Below are 20,895 nucleotides of genomic sequence, written 5' to 3' on the forward strand. Positions count from 1 at the left end.
TTGCCCTTCCTTTGCATCACCATCGCACCATCGGCGCCCATGAAATGTCCGTTCTGCCAGCATGAAGACACCCAGGTCCTCGATACGCGCGTATCCGAGGAGGGCGACGCCATCCGGCGCCGGCGCCGCTGCGCGCAATGCGACAAGCGCTTCACCACCTATGAACGCATCGAACTGTCGATGCCGATCATCGTCAAGAAAAACGGCAGCCGTACCGAGTTTGCCAGCCACAAGCTGCGCGGCAGCCTGATGCTGGCGCTGCGCAAGCGCCCGGTCTCGGCCGAAGCCATCGACGCCGCCGTGGCCTCGATCGAGGAAAAGCTGCTCACCAGCGGACGCCGCGAAGTCGATACCGGCCATGTCGGCGAGCTCGTGATGCAGGAGCTCAAGCGGCTCGACGAGATCGCCTACATCCGCTTTGCCTCCGTCTATAAAGACTTCAAGGATCTGGCAGAGTTCCAGCAGGCGCTGGCCGAAGTCGGCCACCCACGCAACTAGATCAAGTCCGCTTCACCCGGCCGCGCACGCTTGAGCCAGCGCAGCCGGGCACCCTGTCCCGCTGCTACCTTCTCAGCTCGCGCGCATTGCCGCGCCTGAACCGAGGAGGTGTTCCTTGCTGCGCTCTTGCCTGGGCGGTTACACGCTGGTCGAAGTGCTGGTCGCGATGGCCGTGCTCGCGCTCGGCGTCGTCGGGGCCGCGGCCACGCAGGTGGCGAGCGCGCGGCTGCGCCAGCATGCCGCGCTCGAATCGGAAGCCGTGCAGCTGGCCGCCTCGCTCGGCGCGCGCATGCGCGTCAACGCTGCCCAGATGGCCCTGGCCGACGCGTCCAATCCCTATCTTCGATTCGCCTACGACGCGGCCGCCGGCGCGCCGCCCGCGCCGCCGCGGCAATGCTTCGGCGCCGCCTGCAACCCGGCGCAGCTGGCCGCGTTCGACCTGTACGAAACCGCGCGCATCGTGCACGGCGCCTTTCCCGGCGGGCGCATCGCCATCTGCCGCGACGCCGGCGTCTGGAACGCCGCATTGCAGGCCATCGAATGGGCCTGCAGCGGCGGCGCGCATGCGCCGGTCGTCGTCAAGCTGGGCTGGCGCAGGCCCGCGCGGCCGGGGCAGCCGGCGTCGGAAGCGACGCCCTTCGTCGCCATGGTGGTGGCGGGATGAGCGCGCGCCATGGCCCGGCGCGCGAGGGCGGCACGACCCTGGCCGAGCTGCTGGTCGCGCTCGCGCTGGGCCTGGGCGTCCTGCTGGCCGGCGCCGTGCTGATGATCGGCGCGAACCGCTCCTATGTCGCCCACCAGGACGCGGCCGGCGTCGACGATGGCGGACGCTTCGCGCTGGCGCTGATCGGGCGCGCGGTCGCGCAAGGGGCGTTCGTCGACTGGGAACGGCTCGGCGGCGCCGCGCCCGCCACGCGGGGCCCGGCGCCGCTCGCCGGCCTGGACAGCCGATCGCTGCGCAAGACCGGCCCCGGCATCGACAACCCGGTCGGCGCCGCCGTCAACGGCAGCGACGTGCTGGCCGTGCGCTTCGCGGGCGCGGGCGCCGCGCCGCACGGCGACGGCAGCGTCATCGACTGCGCGGGCTTTCCCGTGCACGCGGCGAAAGAAGGCTGGAGCATCTTCTATGTCGCCCGCAACAGCGACGGCCTGGCCGAACTGCGCTGCAAATACCGGGGCGCCGCCGACTGGAGCGCGGACGCGGTGGTGGCCGGCGTCGACAGCTTCCAGGTGTTGTATGGCGTCGATACCGACACGCCGCCCGACGGCACCCCGAACCGCTACGTGAACGCCGGCGCGCTGGCCGCGCTCGACGCCGCCCTGCCGCTGGCGGGGGGAGGCCAGGCCGAACTGAACGAGAAGACCTGGTGGAAGCGGGTCGCGAGCGTGCAGGTGGCGCTGCTGCTGCACGGCGAACGGCCTTCTGGCGCGCCGGTCGGGCCGGCCGCGTATGCGCTGTTCGGCCCGGCCTATGGCGCGGCCGGCGCGGGCGTGCAGGATGTGGGCGTCCATGTCACCGCCGCCGCCCTGGCAGGCCGCGCGGCGGCGCCGGCGCGCCGCCTCTTCACGGCCGTGTTCGCCGTCGGCGCGGCGCAGCCCTGAGGCGGCGATGCGCACACCCTCCCGCGCGCGCGGCGCCGCGCTCGTCACCATGCTGTTCCTGATGCTGGCGCTGCTGATGATGTCGCTGTCGGCCGCGCGCGCCGCGCTGGCAAGCGCGAAGTCGGCGCGCTGCGAACGCGACCGGCAGGTGGCGCACGCGGCGGCCGAGGCCGCGCTGCGCGACGCCGAACGCGACATCGATGGCGCGGCCGGTCCCGCTTCGCCGCGCACCGCGATCTTCGCCGCGCCGGACAGCGCCGCCTTTGCCGGGCGCTGCGGCGATAGCGGCGACGCTGAAAGGGCCGGCCTGTGCCGGGCGGGCGGGGCCGCGCCGCCCGCCTGGCAAGCGGCCGACCTGGCCGGCGCCGCCGGCGTCGAATACGGCCGCTTCACCGGGCGCATGCTGCCTACCGGCGCGGCCACGCTGCCGGCCGCCGCGCCGCGCTACCTGGTCGAACTGCTGCCGGGCGCGCAGCCCCTGTTTCGCATCACCGCGCTGGGCGTCGGCGCCGACCCGGCGACGCTCGTCGTCCTGCAGAGCTATTACCGGCGCGCCGCCGGCGGCGTTCCGGGCAAGCGCCTGGGCTGGCGCGAGATCGCCAACTGGCCGGCGCTGCACCGGGGCGCATCCTGATTTTCCACCCGACGAGGAAACGACGATGGACGAAACAACGATGGCGGGAGCGAGGGGATTCACCCTGGTCGAGGCGATGGTCGTGCTGCTCATCCTGTCGGTGCTGGCCGGCCTGGCCTGGCCCGGCTACGCCGCCTACCTGGCGAAGACGCGGCGCATGGAAGGCATGGCCGCGCTCGTTACGCTCATGCAGCGGCAGGAGCAGCACCGCGCGCTGCACCACACCTACGCCGCTTTTTCCAGCGCGGCGCCGGTCGACGCGATGCCCTGGTGGTCGGGCACGACCGCGCCCGCCAGCGCCTACGAAATCGATGCCGGCGCCTGTCCGGGCAGCGCCTTGCGCGACTGCGTGCAATTGCGTGCGCGTCCGGGTACGGCGAACGTCGACGCAGGCTTCCACGACGCCGAGTGCGGCACGCTCACCCTGCGCAGCACGGGCGAGCAGGGCGCCAGCGGCGCCGCGCGGCGGTGCTGGCCATGAGGCCGCGGCGGGCGGGCTTTTCGCTGGCCGAACTGCTGATCGTCACCGCGATTGCCGCGCTCCTGCTGGGCGTTGCCGTGCCCGACCTGGGCGCGCTGCTGCGCGCCCAGCAGATCCGCACGGCGACGAACGACCTGTTCGGCGCCATCGGCCTGGCGCGGGCGCAGGCGATCGCGCGCAACCGGACCGTGATCGTCATGCCGCGCGACGCCGCCGGCGTCGACTGGACGCAGGGCTGGACCGTGTTCGCCGACCGCGACGGCGACGGCGTGCCCGGCGCCGCGGACGAGATCCTCGCCGTGCACGGGGCGCTGCCGGCCGGGGTGACGGCCGCTTTTGCCTTCACGAGTCCTGCAGCGCCGTATTACATCGCCTACAATGGCGCCGGGCGCAGCTGCGGCGCCGGCGCCGGCACCGCGCGCTGGGGCACGCTGTCGCTGTTTCACGGCGGGGCGGTCCGCCGTATTAAAATCAACATGCTGGGCCGGGCCCGCGCCTGCGATCCCGAGCGCGACGACCATTGCGACGGCGCCGCCGCGCCCTCCTGAAAAACCTGAAGACCACAGTGCAGACCGACACCGACACGAAGCTCGACACCGACAGCGCCGCCATGGCGCTGGCCCTCGCATGGGCCGCGAAAGGCATGCGCATCACCGCGCCCAATCCCCGCGTGGGCTGTGTGATCGTGCGCGACGGCGTGCTCATCGGCGCCGGCCACACGCAGCCGGCCGGCCAGGCGCATGCCGAAATCGAAGCCCTGCGCGACGCGGCCGCGCGCGGCAATGACGTGCGCGGCGCGACGGCCTATGTCACGCTCGAACCCTGCAGCCACTACGGCCGCACGCCGCCCTGCTCGAACGCGCTGGTCGAGGCGGGCCTTGGCCGCGTGGTGGCGGCGATGGGCGACCCCAATCCGCTGGTGGCCGGACGCGGCATGGCGCAGCTGCAAGCGGCCGGTATCGCGACCGACTCCGGCCTCATGGCCGACGCGGCCTATGAATTGAATATCGGCTTTTTCCAGCGTATGCGCCACGGCCGCCCCTGGGTGCGCCTGAAGACGGCGGCCAGCCTGGACGGCACGACGGCGCTCGAGAACGGGGAGAGCCAGTGGATCACCGGACCGGAAGCGCGCCAGGACGGACACGCCTGGCGCGCCCGTGCCTGCGTGATCCTGACCGGCATCGGCACCGTCAAGGCGGACGATCCGCGGCTGACCGTGCGCGGCGTGGCCATGCCCGGCCTCGGCGCGCCGCGCCAGCCGCGCCGCGTGATCGTCGACAGCCGGCTCGACATCGGCCTCGATGCGCGCGTCCTGCAGGGCGAGCCGTGCTGGATCGTGGCGGCGCGGCCCGATCCGCAGAAGCTGGCAGCGCTGCGCGCGGCCGGGCACGAGGTGATCGTGCTCGCCAACGGCGCGGGCAAGGTCGACCTGCCTGCCCTGATGCTGGAGCTGGGCCGGCGCGAGATCAACGAAGTCCACGTCGAAGCCGGTTCCAAGCTGAACGCCTCGCTGGTGCGCGAAGGCTGCGTCGACGAGCTGCTGGTCTACCTGGCGCCGAGCCTGATCGGGGCCGGGCAGGGCATGTTCGCGCTGCCGCCTTTGGTGCGCCTGGCCGATAAAGCCGCCTTGACCTTCCACGATATCGCCAGGGTCGGCGCCGACCTGCGCATCCTGGCACGCTTCACCACCCAACAATCAACTTGAGGAAATAGCAGCATGTTTACTGGAATCGTCGCCGCCGTCGGCAGCATCAACTCGGTCTCGCCGCAGGCGGGTGGCCTGGACGCCGGCGTACGCCTGCGGATCGACGCCGGCGGCCTGGCGCTGGCCGACGTTGCGCTGGGCGACTCGATCGCCATCAACGGTGCCTGCATGACGGTCGTCGACAAGACCGATTCCAGCTTCTCGGTCGACGTCTCGCGCGAAAGCCTGAACAAGACCGTCGGGCTCGACGCGCCCGGCGAAGTGAACCTGGAAAAGGCGCTGACCCTGGCCGAGCGCCTGGGCGGGCACCTGGTGTCGGGCCACGTCGACGGCCTGGGCCGTGTGCACAGCTTCGAGCCGGTGGGCGAATCGCGCGAACTGGTCATCGACGCGCCCGGGGAGCTGGGCAAGTTCCTCGCCTACAAGGGCTCGATCGTGGTCAACGGCGTGTCGCTGACGGTGAACCGCGTGCAAGACCTGTCGCTGGACGGCGCGCAGGTCTGCCGCTTCTCGATCAACCTGATCCCGCACACGATCGAGGTCACCACGCTCAGGCACCTGCATGCCGGTTCGCAGGTGAACCTGGAGATCGACCTGATCGCGCGCTACGTCGAGCGCATGCTGTCGGCCGCCAAGGCCTGATTCGCGACTTCCCGTGTACTCGGCGCCGCGTCGGCGCCATCGGCCGCTTCGCCGGCGCAGGTCCGGGAGGACGGCGGCGCGCGCCGCAGGCCGAAGCGGGCCATGCTGTCGGCCGTCGACGGCCGGTGCAGCGCCATCAGCTTGTGCGCGATGTCGCCGATCGAATCGGACATCCTTGTCCGGTTCAGGTTGCCCAGCGCGGTCAGTGCCGGCGCGTTGTCCACGCCGTTGTTGAGTTTTTCCATGAACTGGTCGGCCTTCATCACGCGGGCGCTGTCGAAGCGGCGCGGGCGCTCGATGCGCGCGTTCGGCGCCAGCAGCACCAGGGTGTCGACCGGCGCGTCGTCCAGCCCGAACGGCTCGAGCGCGTCGCGCAGCACCGAGACCTGGCGCGCCAGCGCGTCCAGCGGCGAGGGCATCGGCTCGAGGCTGCCGGCGACCTCGTTCCAGCGCAGGAATTCGCCGTCCTCGGTGATCTTCAGGCCGTGCGCGAACTGCTTGGTGTCGAGCAGGTAGAAGCGGCGCGAGCGGTGGATCAGCAGATGGTCGATCTGCGCCGCGCTGCCGTCGTTCGACACCAGCCGCAGGTCGTGCACGACCGCCGTGCGGGTGGAATCCTTCAGGTACAGGTCGATCAGGCCGGCCGCCTCGCGTTCGGCCCTGAGTCCCGCGCGCATCATGCGCAGCTCGCGCTCGATCAGCGGGCGCTTGTCCGGGCCCGCCAGCGTCAGCATGCGCTGCAAGATGGCGATGACGGGCATCTTGTTGTCGCTGTCCTTGTAGATCATTGTCAACTCCTGCTGAGGTCGAACTCCTACTCTAGCTTTGCGTCAACAATCCGCCATCGTTTCACGTAAGTACAAGCAAGATTATTCCAGCTGCATGGAATTTGTTGCGCTCCCGACTCACGAAAATGGGCGTGGACTGCGCAAGCAAAGCAAGCTTGAGCTCGCCCGCATGGCGCGCAAGCGCGCGCGTACCGCCGCGCCCGCCCTGCGCTCAGTGGGCCAGGACCGCGCCTGCTTCCTTCGCCGCCGCCTGCCGCACCGGTTCCGCAGTCTTTTCCGGATACAGCACTACCTGCACGTAATTTTCCGTATTCAGGTAACGCCGCGCGGCGTCGCGCACGTCGCCGGCGGCCAGGGCGTTGACGCTATCCTCGTGCGTGAGGATCGTCGCCGGGTCGGTGCCGTCGAGCAGCGCGGACTGGATGCGGCCCAGCCAGTAGCCGTTTTCGCGCAGGGCCTTGCGGTGGTTCTGGATCCAGTTCAGCTTGACCTTTTCCAGGTCGGCCGCGCTCGGGCCTTCGCGCTTGAGGCGCTCGACTTCGGCGAAGGTCGCGCCCAGGACCTTGTCGACGTGTTCCGGGCCGGTCGGCAGCGTCACCGACAGGGAATAGTGGCCGTAGGGGATGGGGGAGAGCGAGGCGCCCGCGCTGCCGCCGTAGATCAGCGAGAGCCGTTCGCGCAGCACCTCGACGATGCGGATGTTGAGCACCTCGACCAGGGCCTGCAGGCGCATCTGCTCGAGCTGGGAGAATGGCGCCTCGCCGGTGAAGGTGAGCGAGATCGTGCTTTTCGGTTCGCTGCCGCTGTGGACGGCGCGCTTGACCACGCCCTTGGCCGGACGCAGGCCGACGTCGCGCCAGGCGGTCGCGATGTCGGGCGTGGGCAGGCTGCCGAGGTAGGTGGCCAGGAGCGGCTTGATCCGGGCCGCGTCGAAGCTGCCGACCAGGACGAAGGTGAGGTCCTTGGCGCTCGAGAAGCGCTCGCGGTAGATCGCGATGCTGCGGTCCAGGTCGAGCTGGCCGAATTGCTCCGGACGCAGCGGACGCGGCGCGCGCGGGTGGTCGCCGTAGAGCGCGGCGGTCACGGTGTCGCTGAAGCGCGCACCCGGCTGGGCCAGGCGGTTGCGCGCGGCTTCGACCTGCTTGCCGACGAAGGACTTGAACAGGTCTTCGTCGCGCCGCACGGCGTCGAAGCGCAGCCACAGGAGCTGGAGCATGGTCTCGATGTCGGTCGCGCCCGAGGAGGCGCCCAGCACGTCGCTGTAGGCGGCCACGCCCATCGTCACCGCGGCGGCCTTGCCCGCCAGTACCTTGGACAGGTCGAGCGGCGAATAGTCCTTCAGGCCCATGCTGGCGACGATGGCGTTGGCGTAGCGCGCGTGCAGGATGTCGGCGTCGCCGTAGAGGCTCTGGCCGCCGAAGCGCGCCGCGCTCATCACGACCTGGTCGTTGCGGAAGTCGGTCGGCTTCAGGATCGCCTTGACGCCGTTCGAGAACGTCAGGGTGGTCAGTCCGAGCGCCTTGTCTTCGGACTCGGAAACGATGCTGCCGCCTGTCGGCGGCGCGGCCAGCAGCTGGGTGGCGAGCGTTTTTTCCGCATGCGGCGCGACCTCGGCCCGTTCGGCCGCGGCCAGCGCGGCCAGCAGCGCGTCGCCTTCCGGGACCGGCGTGTCGCCGCGCCCGATGCCGGTATAGATGACCAGCTTGCCGGAGTTGGTGGGGATCGTGCGCCGCGCGAAACTGTTGAGTTCGTCGAGCGTCACGCCGGGCAGCATCTCGGTGGCGTAGCGGTATTCGGCGGCGATGCCGGGAATCGGTTCCTGCTGCAGGAAGTGGCGCAGGTATTCGGCCACGTAGGCGCCGGAGCTGGTTTTCTCGCGCTCGTTGTAGAGGCGCTCGTAACTGCGCAGCATGTTCTTCCGGGCGCGGTCGAGTTCCGCCTGTCCGAAGCCGTGGCGGCGCACGCGCTCGTTCTCGCGCACCAGCGCTTCGATCGCCTTCGGCGCGCCGCCCGGGCCGATGGTGGCGCCGGCATTGAAGGACTTGTAGAAGGGGGTGAGCTTGCCGAGGGCGCTGCCGCCGCCGAGGAAAGGCGGCTCGGGCAGCTGCGACAGTTCCTGCAGGCGCGCGCCGAGCATGTTCGAGAACAGTCCCTCGACCAGCTGCTCGCGGTAGCCGCGCACGGTGTCCGGTTCGCGTACCGGCTGCACCGGGTAGCGCACCAGGATGCTGTTGCCGCCGGCTTCCTTGTCGGTGACGACGATTGCCTCGGTCTCTTCGCGGCGCGGGATCGTGGCGTGCACGCGCGGGCGGGCCGGCCTGGGATTGGACAGCTTCGAGAAATGGGCCTTGACCAGCGCTTCGACGGTCTTCGGGTCGACGTCGCCGACCGCCACCACCGCCATCAGATCGGGCCGGTACCAGTCGCGGTAGTAGCGGCGCAAGGCGTCGGGCGTGAAGCTGCGCAGCACTTCTTCCTTTCCGATCGGCAAGCGCTCGGCATAGCGCGAGCCGTTGTAGATCTTCGGCCAGACCTGCTTGCCGATGCGGTCCGCCGCGCCTTTGCCGAGCCGTAGTTCCTCGAGCACGATGGCGCGCTCCTTTTCAATGGCGGCGTCATCGAAGTTCAGGCCGTGCGCCCAGTCTTCCAGCACCAGGAAGGCCCGCTTCAGGTTGTCGGGCCGGTCCAGCGGAATCGGCAGGATGTAGACGGTTTCGTCGAAGGAGGTGTAGGCGTTGAGGTCGGCGCCGAACTTGACGCCGATCGACTGCAGGTAGTCGACCAGCTCGTGCTTCCTGAAGTTGGTCGAGCCGTTGAAGGCCATGTGCTCGACGAAGTGCGCCAGGCCCTGCTGGTCGTCGTCCTCGAGGATCGAGCCGGCTTTCACGACCAGGCGCAGTTCGAGCCTGCGCTCGGGGAGGGCATTCTTCTGGATGTAGTAGGTCAGGCCGTTGGCGAGCTTGCCGACCTTGACTTGCGGGCCGACGGGAATCGGCGCGTCGAGTTTCAGCGCGGCGGCGGCGAAGGAGTGCGCCAGCAGGACGGCGGCCAGGCAGGCGTTGCGGACGAGGCGGAGCAGCATCGGAGTTTCCGTGGAAGGGCGTCGAGCGGCCATTGTACCGGCCGGCGCCCTCCCATGGGCACGCTTAAACGGCCACGTGTCCGGCCCGCATCAACACTGCCATCTCGCATGGGGGCAGCGGCTGGCTGTAGAGGTAACCCTGCAGCACTTCGCAGCCGATCCGGCCCAGGTAATCGCGCTGCGCCAGCGTTTCGACGCCTTCTGCCACCACCCGCAGCGACAGCCCCTCGGTCAGCGCGATCGTGGCCTGGGCAATGGCGGCGCTGCGCGGGTCGGTCGTGATGTTGCGCACGAACGCCTGGTCGATCTTGAGCTTGTCGAGCGAGAAGCGCGACAGGTAGCCGAGCGAGGAGTAGCCGGTGCCGAAATCGTCCAGCGAGAGCGAGACGCCCATCGCGCGCAGCTCGGCCAGCTGGGCCTCGGCGGCCGTCGTGTCGCCCATCATCACGCTTTCGGTCAGCTCGATTTCGAGCCAGCGCGCCTCCAGGCCCGATTCGGCGAGCGCCGCGCGCACCACGGCCGGCACGGTGCCGGCCTTGAACTGGTGCGCCGAGACATTGACCGCCACCGGCACGCGGGGCAAGCCCGTCTCCTGCCAGGCCTTGTTCTGCAGACAGGCCTGGCGGATCACCCAGTCGCCGATCGGCAGGATCAGGCCCGTGTCTTCGGCCAGGGGGATGAAGTCCGCCGGCGAGATGCGGCCCAGTTCCGGGCTGTTCCAGCGCAGCAGCGCTTCCATGCCCAGCACCTGGCCATCGAGCCGTGCCACCTGCGGCTGGAAGTGCAGCGCCAGTTCGGCCTGGCCGATGGCGCGCCGCAGCCGCGTTTCCAGTGCCAGCCAGCGCATCGCCTGTGCGTTCATCTCGCCCTTGAAGAAGCGGAAGCCGTTGCGGCCGGCGTCCTTCTGGTGCGCCAGGGCGGCATCGGCCGCTTTCAGCAGGTCGCCGGGCGCGTCGCCATCGCGCGGGAAGACGCTGATGCCGATGCTGCCGGTGACGACGACGTCGTGCCCGCCGACCGGATGGGGCAGGGCGATCGCCTCGATCAGGCGCTGGGCCTTGAGGATGATGTCCTCGGTGTCCTCGCAGCTGGTGAGCAGCACGAATTCGTCGCCCGACAGGCGCGCGACGGTGTCGGTGGGGCCGGCCACCTCGCTGGCGCGGCGCGCCACTTCGCGCAGCAGCGCATCGCCCGCCGCGTGGCCCAGGCTGTCGTTGATGCGCGAGAGCCGGTCGACGTTGACCAGCAGCAGCGCCAGTTGGCTGCCGTCGCGGCGCGCGGCCGCGATCGACTGCTGCAGGCGATCCTGGAACAGCGAGCGGTTCGGCAGCAGGGTCAGGGCGTCGTGGCTGGAGAGGAAGTCGAGCTGGTTATGGGCCGCCTTCAGGGCCGACAGGTCGGTCGAGACCGAGACATAGGCGGTCAGCTTGCCGGACTCGTCGCGCACGGCGCTGATGCTGGTGCGCTCGGGATAGACCTCGCCGTTCCTGCGGCGGTTCCAGATCTCGCCGCGCCACTGGCCGTGCCGTTCGAGCCCGTCCCACATCGCGCGGTAGAAGGGCGCTTCGTGGCAGCCCGAGCGCAGCAGGCGCGGGTTCAGGCCGATCACCTCTGCCTCGCGAAAGCCCGTGATGCGCTCGAAGGCCGGGTTGACCGCGACGATGTTGGCGCTGGCGTCGGTCATCATGATGCTTTCCTGGGTACTGTCGAACACCTGGCGCGCCAGTTCCAGGCGGTGTTCGCTTTCGCGCAGGGCGGCGTCGGCTTCGGCGCGCGCCGTCGCTTCCAGCTGCAGCTGGGCCGCGTGGCGCTGCACGACGCCGTACAGGTTCAGGTTTTCGTAGGCCACCGCCAGGTGCGCGGCCAGCGCCGAGGCCCAGCGCTCGTCCTCGCCGGAGAACGGGGCCGCGCTCGGCGCGCGTACGAAGTACAGCCAGCCGTACAGGTTACGCATGCAGCGCACCGCTCCGCCCAGGAAGGAGCCGCAGCGCGGCAGGCCGGGCGGCAGCGTTGCCAGCCGCGGGTCGCCTTCGGCCAGCAGCAGCGGGGCGCGCGTTTGCAGCAGCGCGCCGGGCAGGCCCGGTCCGGTCGCATGCGGATGCAGGAGGGCGTGGTCGAGCCCGCGTCCGGCCAGGTGGCTGACGGTGCGCTCGTCGTTCTCGAGCAGGCATAGCGCCAGCTGGTCGGCGTCGAGGATGCGCGCCGCGCCCTGCAGGAAAACGTCGACCAGGCCGTCGACCCGGCGTTCGCCGGCCACGTGCAGGCACATTTCCTCGAGCGCGGCCAGGCGCGCGCCCAGGCGGCTGTCGCCAGGCGGGGCGGCCGGCGTGAAGGCGCCGCCCTCGGCGACGGCGCGCCCGTTCGGCAACGCCTGGCGCGGCGCATTGTGCGCCGCGGCGGCCGACTGGCCGAGCTCGGCGTTGACCGCGGCCATGATGTCCTGCGGGTCGGAGGGTTTGCTCAGCACCGTCTGCACGCCGCAGCTGCGCGCCATGGCCACCGTCTCGCGCTCGGCATACACGGCGGAGTAGAAGATCACGCGGGTGGCGGCCAGGGAGCGGTCGGCGCGCAGGCGCTGGACGAACTCGTAGCCGTCCATGGTCGGCATCAGGATGTCCGTGATGATCAGGTCGGGACGCTCGGCGCGCACCAGTTGCAGGGCGCAAGCGCCGTCTTCGGCTTCGAGCAGCCGGTGTTCGGTAAAGCCCAGCAGCGCCATCAGGTAGGCGCGGTTGCTCGGCCGGTCATCGACGATAAGAATGGTGGCCATCAGCGCGTCACCCGGGCTGCTGCGGTGGGCTGAGGAACGAATTTCTGTACCAGCATGAAAACTCCACGTAGTGCGCCGGGGCAGCACGCCGACGCGTTAAACCTGAGTGTTGTCACCCTTAGACCAATCGATGTCGCAAACATCACATAGTTGCATAGTAAAACATATTAATTAACAATTGTTACGGAACAAATGCAAGATGTTGCCATGTAGCAACGTTTAGGGTGGCCAGATTCAGCCGCGCCGCGAATTCGTGCTGCCGGGCTCCTTGCAGGGAGTCGGCCGGAAAGCCGCCAAATCCTTTAAAATAGCGGATTACGCACGACGCGTCACCGTTTCAAGGAAATCCGCATGTCTATCTCCAGCACCCAGGAAATCGTTGCCGAACTTCGCGCCGGCCGCATGGTCATTTTGGTCGACGAAGAAGACCGCGAGAACGAGGGCGACCTGGTCCTGGCAGCGGACTTCGTCACGCCCGAGGCGATCAATTTCATGATCCGGCACGCGCGCGGCCTCGTGTGCCTGACGCTGTCCGAGGAAATCTGCGACCGCCTGGCGCTGCCGATGATGACGAGCCGGAACGGGACCTCCTTCGGCACCAATTTCACGGTCTCGATCGAAGCGGCCGAGGGCGTGACCACCGGCATCTCGGCGGCCGATCGCGCACGCACGATCCAGGTGGCCGTCGCCAGGAACGCGCGACCGGACGACCTGGTGCAACCGGGCCACATCTTCCCGCTGCGCGCGGTCAAGGGCGGCGTCCTGATGCGCGCAGGGCATACCGAAGCGGGCTGCGACCTGACCGAAATGGCGGGACTGTCGCCGGCTTCGGTGATTTGCGAGATCATCAACGAAGACGGCACCATGGCGCGCCTGCCGGACCTGATCGAGTTCGCCAAGGAACACAACCTGAAGATCGGCACGATTGCCGACCTGATCCATTACCGCAGCGAGAACGAGAGCCTGGTCGAGCGCGTTGCCGAGCGCATGCTCAATACCGCCCACGGCGAATTCCAGCTGATCGCCTACCGCGACAAGCCGAGCGGCTGCGCCCACCTGGCGATGGTGCATGGCGAACTCGAACGCGATGTCGAAACCCTGGTGCGCGTGCACCAGCCGGTGTCGATCCTCGACGTGCTGGAACACCGCGCCACGACCCATTCCTGGACCATGGCTTCGGCGATGGAAGCGATCAAGAAGAGCGAGTCCGGCGTGGTCGTGCTGCTCAATTGCGGCGAGACGGCCGAGCAGCTGTTCGCGCAATTTACTTCGCTCGACGCGCCGGGTGCGCGTCCGAGCGGGCGCGCGGCGACGATGGACCTGCGTACCTACGGCATCGGCGCCCAGATCCTGAAGGACCTGGGCGTGGGCAAGATGAAGCTGCTGGCCAATCCGCGCAAGATGCCGTCGATGACCGGTTTCGATCTCGAGGTCACCGGCTATATCGCCAATCCGTCGGCTTGAGTGCCAGCGGGCGCGGTACCATTCCATGATGAATACGAACACACTATAAAGAGGGCAGCCATGACGGTAGGAACTTATGAGAGCAACATGACGGGCGAGGATCTGCGCATCGGAATCGTGCAGGCACGCTTTAATGCCGACGTCGGACATGGCCTGCTGTCGTCCTGCCTGGCCGAGTTGAAGCGCCTGGGCGTGGCCGACGAGGACATCCTGCACGTGACCGTGCCGGGGGCATTGGAAGTGCCGCTGGCGCTGCAAAAGATGGCCGAGACCCAGCAGTTCGACGCCCTGATCGCGCTCGGCGCCGTCATCCGCGGCGAAACCTACCACTTCGAACTGGTGGCCAACGAATCCGGCGCGGGCATCACCCGCATCGGCCTGGACTACGGCATTCCGATCGCGAACGCGATCCTGACCACCGAGACCGACGAGCAGGCCGAAGTACGGATGGCGGAGAAGGGCGCCGACGCGGCCAAGGTGGCGGTGGAGATGGCCAACCTGTTGCTGGCGCTGGAAGAGCTGCACCCCGAGGAAGAAGAGTAAGAAGGACGACCATGACCGACAAGACCACCCACGCCAACCCGAGCAAGAACCGCACCCCGCGCCACCGCGCGCGCGAGTTCGCGCTGCAAGGCCTGTACCAATGGCTGCTCAATAACGAGCCATCGTCGCAGGTGGCGAACAACATCCGCGCCGCCCATGGCTTCGACAAGGCCGACGGCGAATATTTCTCCGCGCTGCTCAACGGCACGATCGCCACCTCGGTCGCGCTGCGCGAGCGGATCGCCCCGCTGATCGACCGCGCGGTGGCCGAGCTGTCGCCGATCGAACACGGGGTGCTGCTGCTGGGCGCCTACGAGTTGCAGAACCATCCGGACATCCCGTATCGCGTCGTCATCAACGAAGCGGTCGAGCTGACCAAGTCCTTCGGCGGTATCGATGGCCACAAGTACGTCAACGGCGTGCTCGACAAGTTGGCCCAGCAGTTGCGTCCGGAAGAAGTGGGCGCCGACGCCCGGCGCTGATCGGCCCGCCGATTACCATCTGATCCGTCGTCGATCGTCCATTCATCTTCTTCCAGATAGCAGGCATGGCGGAAAGCCACCGGCGCCGAGCAGGCGCGGTGGCTTTTTTGTTGGGCGCGGCGGCTTTGCATATCGTGGGTGCGCCACCCTCGCGCCGATAAAAAAGGCCACCGCAAGCGGTGGCCATGTGACGCGAACTCCTGCGCGCGGCGCTTATAGCGTAGCCAACGCTTCCGCATGCGGCTCGACGGCGGGGGCCGGCTCCTCGGTTTTCGGGGCGGCCGGCGCTGCCGGCGCCGCCGGGGCGGCCGGGCTTGCCTTGACGACCATCTGGCTCGGCGCCGCCACCTTGGTGGTCGGGACCTTCTTGCCGCCGGCGACTTCCTTCAGGCGGTGGTATTCGGCCAGGACCTTGGCGCCGTAGCCGGAATCGCTGTCCATGTCGGCCGCGCCGACATAGGTCTTCAGGCCGCCTTCGACGGAACCGGTGCGCTTGACATAATCTTTCAGGATCAGGGCGCCGACACGGATGTTCGCGACCGGGTTGAGCGCGGCCTGGGCGCCGCCCACTTCCTGGAACTTGTCATGGTGAACCTTCGCCATGACCTGCATCAAGCCCTTGGCGCCCATGGCGCTCTCCGCGAACGGGTTCAGGCCCGATTCGATGGCCATCACGGCCAGGATCAGCAGTGGATCGAGCTTGATCTCGTGGGCCGTCGAGTAGGCCGTCGAGACGAGCATGTTGGCGGCATCGCCGGCCACGCGGTAGCGCTTGGCCAGCCAGGAGGTGACGTTCTGCTGCTGCTTGGTGCTGGCAAGGTGCTTGACCTCGGGCTGGTGCTGCGATGTGTCCACCGCGACGTCCTGGGTCGGCGATGGGGTGGCGGTCGCGAGGACGGCACCGGCGGGTGCGGGGGCGACGGATTCAGGATACAGCAGCTCGGACACTTTCTTGGCTGCATCCGGATTCGTGTAGAGCAGGGCCAGTACCGCCACTGCCGAGAGACCGAACACGGTCAGCGTGTGCTGCATCGTGGTCAACAGACCGCGTACCGTTTTGCCCGCTTGTGAAAACGTGACTGGCTGGCTGGCCATGGATTGGACGAGCTTTGCGCTCGTGCCGATGAAACGATTGCTCATCGAAGTCCCCTTTGTCGCGGCGAAAAGGATCCCGTCGTGGCGCTCCAGGCGCTACGTTGGTACCAATGCCGTGCATCAGAAAAATCGTCAGGGCCTTCACCTGTGGAAGGCCAAAACGCCGTCATTGCTTTGCTTCAGCTGGCCGATGCCCGTGGGGCTGGTCCAGTGGCTCAACAACTGTGTCGGGGATAGGCAGAAGCCTGAGGAAACACTCCTTAAAAATGTCGTTGGGGCCCCGACCCCGTGAAGTTATGAGAACGGCTACAATCAGCTGTGAAAATGACCGTCTCATCAAGTAGGTGCGATTGTAGGAGGTCGTTTATACCAAGTCAATACTAGCACGACTGCGTATTATTACTTTTAGATCTGACTTTTCCCGGCTCAGCTCAGCAATACCTTGCCAAATCAAACACTTGGCGACGCAATTTGATTAACCGCAAGCAATCGAAAAAACAAGCAAAAGTTGATGAAATATTCAGATCTTCGGGATTTTATGTCCCAACTGCAACTAAATGGCGACTTAAAGCGGGTAACGGCCCCGGTTTCGCCAATTCTCGAGATGACCGAGGTGTCCGATCGCGTGTTGCGCGCCGGCGGACCGGCGCTATTGTTCGAACGTCCCACCGGCCATGCGATACCGGTGCTTGCCAACCTGTTCGGCACGCCCGAGCGCGTGGCCCTGGGCATGGGGGCCGACAGCGTGAAGGAATTGCGCCGCATCGGCCATGTGCTGGCGCGCCTGAAGGAACCGGAGCCGCCGCGCGGTTTCAAGGACTTGATGGGTCTCGGTTCCCTCGTCAAGGCCGTGTGGGACATGGCGCCCAAGGAAGTCAAGGGCGCCCCCTGCCAGGAAATCGTCTGGGAAGGCAATGATGTCGACCTGGGACGCCTGCCGATCCAGCATTGCTGGCCGGGCGACGTCGCGCCCCTGATTACCTGGGGGCTGGTCATTACCAGGGGGCCGAACAAGAAGCGCCAGAACCTGGGCATCTACCGCCAGCAGGTACTGGGGCCGAACAAGGTCATCATGCGCTGGCTGGCGCACCGCGGCGGCGCGCTCGACTTCCGCGAGCATGCGATCGCCAATCCGGGTCAGCCCTATCCGGTCGCCGTCGCCCTGGGCGCCGATCCGGCCACCATCCTGGGCGCGGTGACGCCGGTACCGGACAGCCTGTCGGAATACCAGTTCGCGGGCCTGCTGCGCGGCCAGCGCACGACGCTCACCAAGGCCATCGGCAGCGAGCTGCGCGTGCCCGCGTCCGCCGAGATCGTGCTGGAAGGGCATATCTATCCAGATGCAAACCACCCGTCCGGCTTCGAGCATGCGCTGGAAGGCCCCTATGGCGACCATACCGGTTATTACAACGAGCAGGACAGCTTCCCGGTATTCACGATCGACCGCATCACCATGCGGCGCGATCCGATCTACCACTCGACCTATACCGGCAAGCCGCCGGACGAGCCGGCCGTCCTGGGCGTGGCCCTGAACGAAGTCTTCATTCCGCTGCTGCAAAAGCAGTTCAGCGAGATCACGGACTTTTATTTGCCGCCGGAAGGCTGCAGCTACCGCATGGCGGTGGTACAGATGAAAAAGCAGTATGCCGGCCATGCCAAGCGCGTGATGTTCGGGGTCTGGAGTTTCCTGCGCCAGTTTATGTATACGAAGTTTATTGTCGTGGTGGACGAGGACGTCGACGTGCGCGACTGGAAAGAAGTCATCTGGGCCATCACGACCCGGGTCGATCCGACGCGCGACACGGTGTTGGTGGATAACACGCCGATCGACTATCTCGACTTCGCCTCGCCGATCAGCGGCCTGGGCAGCAAAATGGGTATCGACGCCACCAATAAATGGCCGGGCGAGACGAACCGGGAGTGGGGAACGCCGATCACGATGTCACCGGAGGTCAGGCAGCGGATCGATACGATCTGGCAGGAACTCGGTATTTGAAGCGCGGCTGGAGCGGCCCCTTCCTGCCCGGAAGAAAACGGCGCCACAAGACCGTGGCGTCGGTTATAATACGCTCTGGCGGGCCCCTGCGCATTGTGGCATGGTTTACCTGGTCAGGTCGGGAACGAAGCAGCCAAAGCCGTTCACCGCAAGTGCCGCAGATCAGGCTCGCCTCCTTCGTTGTTCCTCTTCCCCGTCGTTTCTTCAGTCAGCACACCCGGTGCTTCGTGCATGGCGCCGATCTGCGCGTCAAACATTTGTTTTATTTTCATAAACAATTGTCTGTTCATCAAATTGCGCATCTTCCGGGACAAGGCGTCCCAGTGTCGTCGTTCAATCGTGCCGCATGGAAACAAAAATTGCTGTAATCTCTTCCCTTTCAATAATTTCAGCAATTCGGGGGGTGGGATGAGCAACTTGCAGGTGGGTGAGGCGCTGCGCCGGCATGCGCGGCAAGCGGATCGGATGATGGTCGCGATTTTGTGGGCAATGTTCGGCATGGCCCTGGCCTTGTCCGGCATGCACGACACGCTTGGCTGGGCGCTCGCGATCGGCATTCCCGCCGCCGCCCTGCCGACCATCCTGATGCTGGTCGCCGGCGGCACGCGCGCAACGCGCATGACGACCGCATTCGCGCTGATCGTCATGTGCGCGCTGCACATCCACCAGGGCGGCGGACGCGACGAGCTGCACTTCGGCCTGTTCGTGGCGCTTGCTTTCCTGCTGTCGTACCGCGACTGGAGCGTGATCGTCTTCGCCGCCGCCGTCGTCGCGCTGCACCACCTTTCCTTTAATTACCTGCAAGAGCTGGGCTATGGGGTGCGCTGCCTGGCCGAACCGGGCATCGGCATCGTGCTCGTGCATGCCGGCTACGTGGTTGCCGAAACCATCGTCCTGTGCTTCCTGGCGCAGGTACTCCATCGCGAAACCGTGCAATCGGCCGAATTGCGCGTCAGCGTCGGGGCGCTGCAGGCGGCCAACGGCAGCATCGACTTGCGCGCCCAGTTGCCGGCGCGAAGCGAGAGCGGGCGCGCGCTGCAGGACGTGGTGGGCTTGCTGGGGCAGGCGCTGACCAGCGTGCAGCACAGCGTGCACACCACCAGTGCCGCCTCGCACCAGATTGCGCAAGGCAATGCCGAGTTGTCGCAGCGCACCGAACGCCAGGCCGCCTCGATCCGCGCCACCGTCGCATCGATGTCCGAATTGACCGATACCGTGCGCCAGAATGCCGAACACGCACGCCAGGCCGATGCGCTGGCCGGTTCGGCGTCGGACGTGGCCAGCCGCGGCGGGCAGGTCGTGACCGAAGTCGTCGAACGCATGGAAGCGATCGACGCTTCCTCGCGCCGGATCGAGGACATCATTTCCGTCATCGACGGCATTGCCTTCCAGACGAATATCCTGGCCCTGAACGCGGCCGTCGAGGCGGCTCGCGCGGGCGAGCAGGGCCGCGGTTTCGCGGTCGTCGCCGGCGAAGTGCGCAACCTGGCGCAGCGCTCCGCGGGCGCGGCGCGCGAGATCAAGACCTTGATCGAGCAATCGCGGGTCCAGGTCAGTGCCGGCAGTACACTGGCCCAGCAGGCGGGGCGCACGATGGACGAGGTCGTCGACAGCGTGCACAAGGTCTCGGGCATCATCGGCGAGATCAGCAGCGCCAGCCGCGAGCAGGCGCAGGGTATCGCCGCCATCAGCGAGGCGATCGGCGTGATGGACGGCGAGACGCGCGACAGCGCCGCCATGGTGCGCGAGGCCGCCGCGGCGGCGGGCGCGCTCGAGGACGAGGCGCAGCGGCTGGCCGAGGTCGTGTCCGTGTTCCATCTCGACGGCGTCGACGGCGCGCCGAAGCGCCCGGCCTTGCTGGCCGCCTGAGCGGGAAAAAGCGGGCCGGTTTGCCGTCCTGTCAAGCCGCTCCCGCGCACCCTCCCTCAGCCGGGAAAGTGCGCGCGAGCGCGCAACTGCGGTAAAATCGCGGCATGTCCTATCAAGTCCTCGCCCGCAAATACCGCCCCAAGAACTTCGAAACGCTGGTTGGCCAGGAGCACGTCGTGCGCGCGCTGACGCACGCGCTCGACACGGGCCGCCTGCACCACGCCTACCTGTTCACGGGCACCCGCGGCGTCGGCAAGACGACGCTGTCGCGCATCCTGGCCAAGTCGCTCAACTGCACCGGCCCGGATGGCGCCGGCGGCATCACCGCCCAGCCCTGCGGCGCCTGCGAAGCCTGCCGCGCGATCGATGCCGGGCGCTTCGTCGACTATATAGAGATGGACGCCGCATCGAACCGCGGCGTCGACGAAATGGCCCAGCTGCTCGAGCAGGCCGTCTATGCACCGAGCAATGCGCGCTTCAAGGTCTACATGATCGACGAGGTGCACATGCTGACCAACCACGCATTCAATGCGATGCTCAAGACGCTCGAGGAACCGCCCGAGCACATCAAGTTCATCCTCGCCACCACCGACCCGCAGAAGATCCCGGTCACGGTGCTGTCGCGCTGCCTCCAGTTCAACCTGAAGCAGATGCCGCCGGGCCATATCGTCGGCCACCTCGAAAACATCCTCGGCCAGGAAGAAGTCGGGTTCGAGGTGCCCGCCCTGCGCCTGCTGGCCCAGGGCGCGCACGGCTCGATGCGCGACGCGCTCTCGCTGACCGACCAGGCCATCGCCTACGCCGCCGGCGCCGTCACCCTGGAAGCGGTGCAGGGCATGCTCGGCGCGCTCGACCAGTCGTATCTGGTGCGCCTGCTGGACGCGCTGGCGCAGGAAAACGGCGCCGACCTGCTGGCCGTGGCCGACGAGATGGCCAGCCGCAGCCTGTCCTACAACGGCGCGCTGCAGGATCTCGGCAGCTTGCTGCACCGGATCGCGCTGGCGCAGTCGGTGCCGGCCGCCTTGCCGCAAGACTTGCCGGAACGGGGCGATATCCTGCGCCTGGCCGAGGCGTTCGACGCCCAGGAAGTGCAGCTGTTCTACCAGATTGCCGTGCATGGGCGCAACGAGATCGGTCTCGCGCCCGACGAGTACGCCGGCTTCACGATGACCTTGCTGCGCATGCTGGCGTTTCGCCCGGAGCAGGGCGGCGCCGCCCAGGTCGCCGCGCCGGCCGCGGCCGCG

General features: G+C 67.7%; 18 protein-coding genes and 1 other RNA gene. 15 read left to right on the plus strand and 4 right to left on the minus strand.

From position 1 onward, the window contains the following. Positions 1-39: 39 nt before the first annotated feature. The 8 genes from nrdR (at position 40) to ACFPOU_RS05110 (ending at position 5,562) form a co-directional block, all read left to right on the plus strand. Positions 40-498 (plus strand): transcriptional regulator NrdR, encoded by a 459-nt coding sequence (gene nrdR, locus ACFPOU_RS05075; RefSeq protein WP_379717864.1) that lies wholly within the window; start codon positions 40-42, stop codon positions 496-498. Positions 499-613: 115 nt separating this feature from the next. Further along, positions 614-1,162 carry a type IV pilus modification protein PilV gene (pilV, locus tag ACFPOU_RS05080; protein WP_379717866.1) on the plus strand — a complete coding sequence of 183 codons (549 nt, stop codon included), beginning with the start codon at positions 614-616 and terminating at the stop codon, positions 1,160-1,162. After that, entirely contained in the window at positions 1,159-2,100 is a 942-nt protein-coding gene (locus ACFPOU_RS05085) for a PilW family protein (protein WP_379717868.1), read from the plus strand. The genes pilV and ACFPOU_RS05085 overlap by 4 nt, the downstream gene beginning before the upstream one ends. A 7-nt stretch (positions 2,101-2,107) precedes the next feature. Next, entirely contained in the window at positions 2,108-2,734 is a 627-nt protein-coding gene (locus ACFPOU_RS05090) for a pilus assembly protein (protein WP_379717870.1), read from the plus strand. A 25-nt stretch (positions 2,735-2,759) separates the two neighbouring features. Beyond that, positions 2,760-3,215 carry a type IV pilin protein gene (locus ACFPOU_RS05095; protein ID WP_379717872.1) on the plus strand — a complete coding sequence of 152 codons (456 nt, stop codon included), beginning with the start codon at positions 2,760-2,762 and terminating at the stop codon, positions 3,213-3,215. Beyond that, a complete protein-coding gene (locus tag ACFPOU_RS05100) occupies positions 3,212-3,763 on the plus strand; it encodes a GspH/FimT family pseudopilin (protein WP_379717874.1) in 552 nt (183 codons plus the stop codon). The genes ACFPOU_RS05095 and ACFPOU_RS05100 overlap by 4 nt, the downstream gene beginning before the upstream one ends. 17 nt (positions 3,764-3,780) lie before the next feature. Next, positions 3,781-4,920, plus strand: a complete 1,140-nt coding sequence (gene ribD / locus ACFPOU_RS05105) for a bifunctional diaminohydroxyphosphoribosylaminopyrimidine deaminase/5-amino-6-(5-phosphoribosylamino)uracil reductase RibD (protein WP_379717876.1) — start codon at positions 3,781-3,783, stop codon at positions 4,918-4,920. Between the two features lie 12 nt (positions 4,921-4,932). Then, positions 4,933-5,562: a riboflavin synthase gene (locus tag ACFPOU_RS05110; RefSeq protein WP_379717878.1), complete on the plus strand. Its 630-nt coding sequence runs from the start codon at positions 4,933-4,935 to the stop codon at positions 5,560-5,562. Here the strand turns inward: ACFPOU_RS05110 and ACFPOU_RS05115 are convergent. The 3 genes from ACFPOU_RS05115 to ACFPOU_RS05125 form a co-directional block, all read right to left on the minus strand. Then, complete coding sequence (locus tag ACFPOU_RS05115; protein ID WP_379717880.1) at positions 5,526-6,350, minus strand: nuclease-related domain-containing protein; 825 nt, start codon at positions 6,348-6,350, stop codon at positions 5,526-5,528. The two genes, ACFPOU_RS05110 and ACFPOU_RS05115, sit on opposite strands and share 37 nt — an antisense overlap. 211 nt (positions 6,351-6,561) lie before the next feature. Further along, entirely contained in the window at positions 6,562-9,432 is a 2,871-nt protein-coding gene (locus ACFPOU_RS05120; protein ID WP_379717882.1) for a M16 family metallopeptidase, read from the minus strand. Positions 9,433-9,496: 64 nt separating this feature from the next. Further along, positions 9,497-12,202: a two-component system response regulator gene (locus ACFPOU_RS05125; protein ID WP_379717884.1), complete on the minus strand. Its 2,706-nt coding sequence runs from the start codon at positions 12,200-12,202 to the stop codon at positions 9,497-9,499. 351 nt (positions 12,203-12,553) lie between these two features. Between ACFPOU_RS05125 and ribBA the strand changes: the two genes are divergently transcribed. From ribBA to nusB, 3 genes are read left to right on the plus strand one after another with little or no spacing between them, the layout of a single operon-like run. Then, positions 12,554-13,666 (plus strand): bifunctional 3,4-dihydroxy-2-butanone-4-phosphate synthase/GTP cyclohydrolase II, encoded by a 1,113-nt coding sequence (ribBA, locus tag ACFPOU_RS05130; protein WP_379717886.1) that lies wholly within the window; start codon positions 12,554-12,556, stop codon positions 13,664-13,666. A gap of 60 nt (positions 13,667-13,726) precedes the next feature. Continuing rightward, positions 13,727-14,209 carry a 6,7-dimethyl-8-ribityllumazine synthase gene (ribH, locus tag ACFPOU_RS05135; RefSeq protein WP_379717888.1) on the plus strand — a complete coding sequence of 161 codons (483 nt, stop codon included), beginning with the start codon at positions 13,727-13,729 and terminating at the stop codon, positions 14,207-14,209. Positions 14,210-14,220: 11 nt separating this feature from the next. Further along, positions 14,221-14,691 carry a transcription antitermination factor NusB gene (gene nusB, locus ACFPOU_RS05140; RefSeq protein WP_379717890.1) on the plus strand — a complete coding sequence of 157 codons (471 nt, stop codon included), beginning with the start codon at positions 14,221-14,223 and terminating at the stop codon, positions 14,689-14,691. A gap of 213 nt (positions 14,692-14,904) precedes the next feature. Here nusB and ACFPOU_RS05145 read toward each other — a convergent pair whose 3' ends face one another. Further along, positions 14,905-15,831: a transglycosylase SLT domain-containing protein gene (locus tag ACFPOU_RS05145; RefSeq protein WP_379717892.1), complete on the minus strand. Its 927-nt coding sequence runs from the start codon at positions 15,829-15,831 to the stop codon at positions 14,905-14,907. A 466-nt stretch (positions 15,832-16,297) separates the two neighbouring features. Here ACFPOU_RS05145 and ubiD point away from each other — a divergent pair, with 466 nt between their 5' ends. From ubiD to dnaX, 4 genes are all read left to right on the plus strand, one after another. Beyond that, the gene (gene ubiD / locus ACFPOU_RS05150; protein WP_379717894.1) at positions 16,298-17,782 is read left to right on the plus strand and encodes a 4-hydroxy-3-polyprenylbenzoate decarboxylase; all 1,485 of its coding nucleotides are present in this window, start codon (positions 16,298-16,300) and stop codon (positions 17,780-17,782) included. Between the two features lie 77 nt (positions 17,783-17,859). Then, an RNA gene (gene ffs, locus ACFPOU_RS05155) (signal recognition particle sRNA small type) lies at positions 17,860-17,958 on the plus strand. A 292-nt stretch (positions 17,959-18,250) separates the two neighbouring features. Next, a complete protein-coding gene (locus ACFPOU_RS05160; protein WP_379717896.1) occupies positions 18,251-19,651 on the plus strand; it encodes a methyl-accepting chemotaxis protein in 1,401 nt (466 codons plus the stop codon). Positions 19,652-19,755: 104 nt separating this feature from the next. Continuing rightward, positions 19,756-20,895: DNA polymerase III subunit gamma/tau (gene dnaX, locus ACFPOU_RS05165; RefSeq protein ID WP_379717898.1), on the plus strand; the 1,140-nt coding region annotated here is incomplete at its 3' end.

The organism is Massilia jejuensis, assembly GCF_042656795.1.
GTDB lineage: Bacteria > Pseudomonadota > Gammaproteobacteria > Burkholderiales > Burkholderiaceae_D > Telluria > Telluria jejuensis.

Bases quoted from the DNA above. Each gene is read 5' to 3' on its own strand.
- ACFPOU_RS05095 (WP_379717872.1), top strand. From the start codon at position 2,760: ATGGACGAAACAACGATGGCGGGAGCGAGGGGATTCACCCTGGTCGAG.
- ACFPOU_RS05110 (WP_379717878.1), top strand. From the start codon at position 4,933: ATGTTTACTGGAATCGTCGCCGCCGTCGGCAGCATCAACTCGGTCTCG.
- nusB (WP_379717890.1), top strand. From the start codon at position 14,221: ATGACCGACAAGACCACCCACGCCAACCCGAGCAAGAACCGCACCCCG.
- ubiD (WP_379717894.1), top strand. From the start codon at position 16,298: ATGAAATATTCAGATCTTCGGGATTTTATGTCCCAACTGCAACTAAAT.
- ribBA (WP_379717886.1), top strand. From the start codon at position 12,554: ATGTCTATCTCCAGCACCCAGGAAATCGTTGCCGAACTTCGCGCCGGC.
- ACFPOU_RS05115 (WP_379717880.1), bottom strand. From the start codon at position 6,350: ATGATCTACAAGGACAGCGACAACAAGATGCCCGTCATCGCCATCTTG.
- ACFPOU_RS05160 (WP_379717896.1), top strand. From the start codon at position 18,251: ATGGTCGCGATTTTGTGGGCAATGTTCGGCATGGCCCTGGCCTTGTCC.
- ACFPOU_RS05090 (WP_379717870.1), top strand. From the start codon at position 2,108: ATGCGCACACCCTCCCGCGCGCGCGGCGCCGCGCTCGTCACCATGCTG.
- ACFPOU_RS05125 (WP_379717884.1), bottom strand. From the start codon at position 12,202: ATGGCCACCATTCTTATCGTCGATGACCGGCCGAGCAACCGCGCCTAC.
- nrdR (WP_379717864.1), top strand. From the start codon at position 40: ATGAAATGTCCGTTCTGCCAGCATGAAGACACCCAGGTCCTCGATACG.
- ribH (WP_379717888.1), top strand. From the start codon at position 13,727: ATGACGGTAGGAACTTATGAGAGCAACATGACGGGCGAGGATCTGCGC.
- ACFPOU_RS05100 (WP_379717874.1), top strand. From the start codon at position 3,212: ATGAGGCCGCGGCGGGCGGGCTTTTCGCTGGCCGAACTGCTGATCGTC.
- ACFPOU_RS05085 (WP_379717868.1), top strand. From the start codon at position 1,159: ATGAGCGCGCGCCATGGCCCGGCGCGCGAGGGCGGCACGACCCTGGCC.
- ACFPOU_RS05145 (WP_379717892.1), bottom strand. From the start codon at position 15,831: ATGAGCAATCGTTTCATCGGCACGAGCGCAAAGCTCGTCCAATCCATG.
- ACFPOU_RS05120 (WP_379717882.1), bottom strand. From the start codon at position 9,432: ATGCTGCTCCGCCTCGTCCGCAACGCCTGCCTGGCCGCCGTCCTGCTG.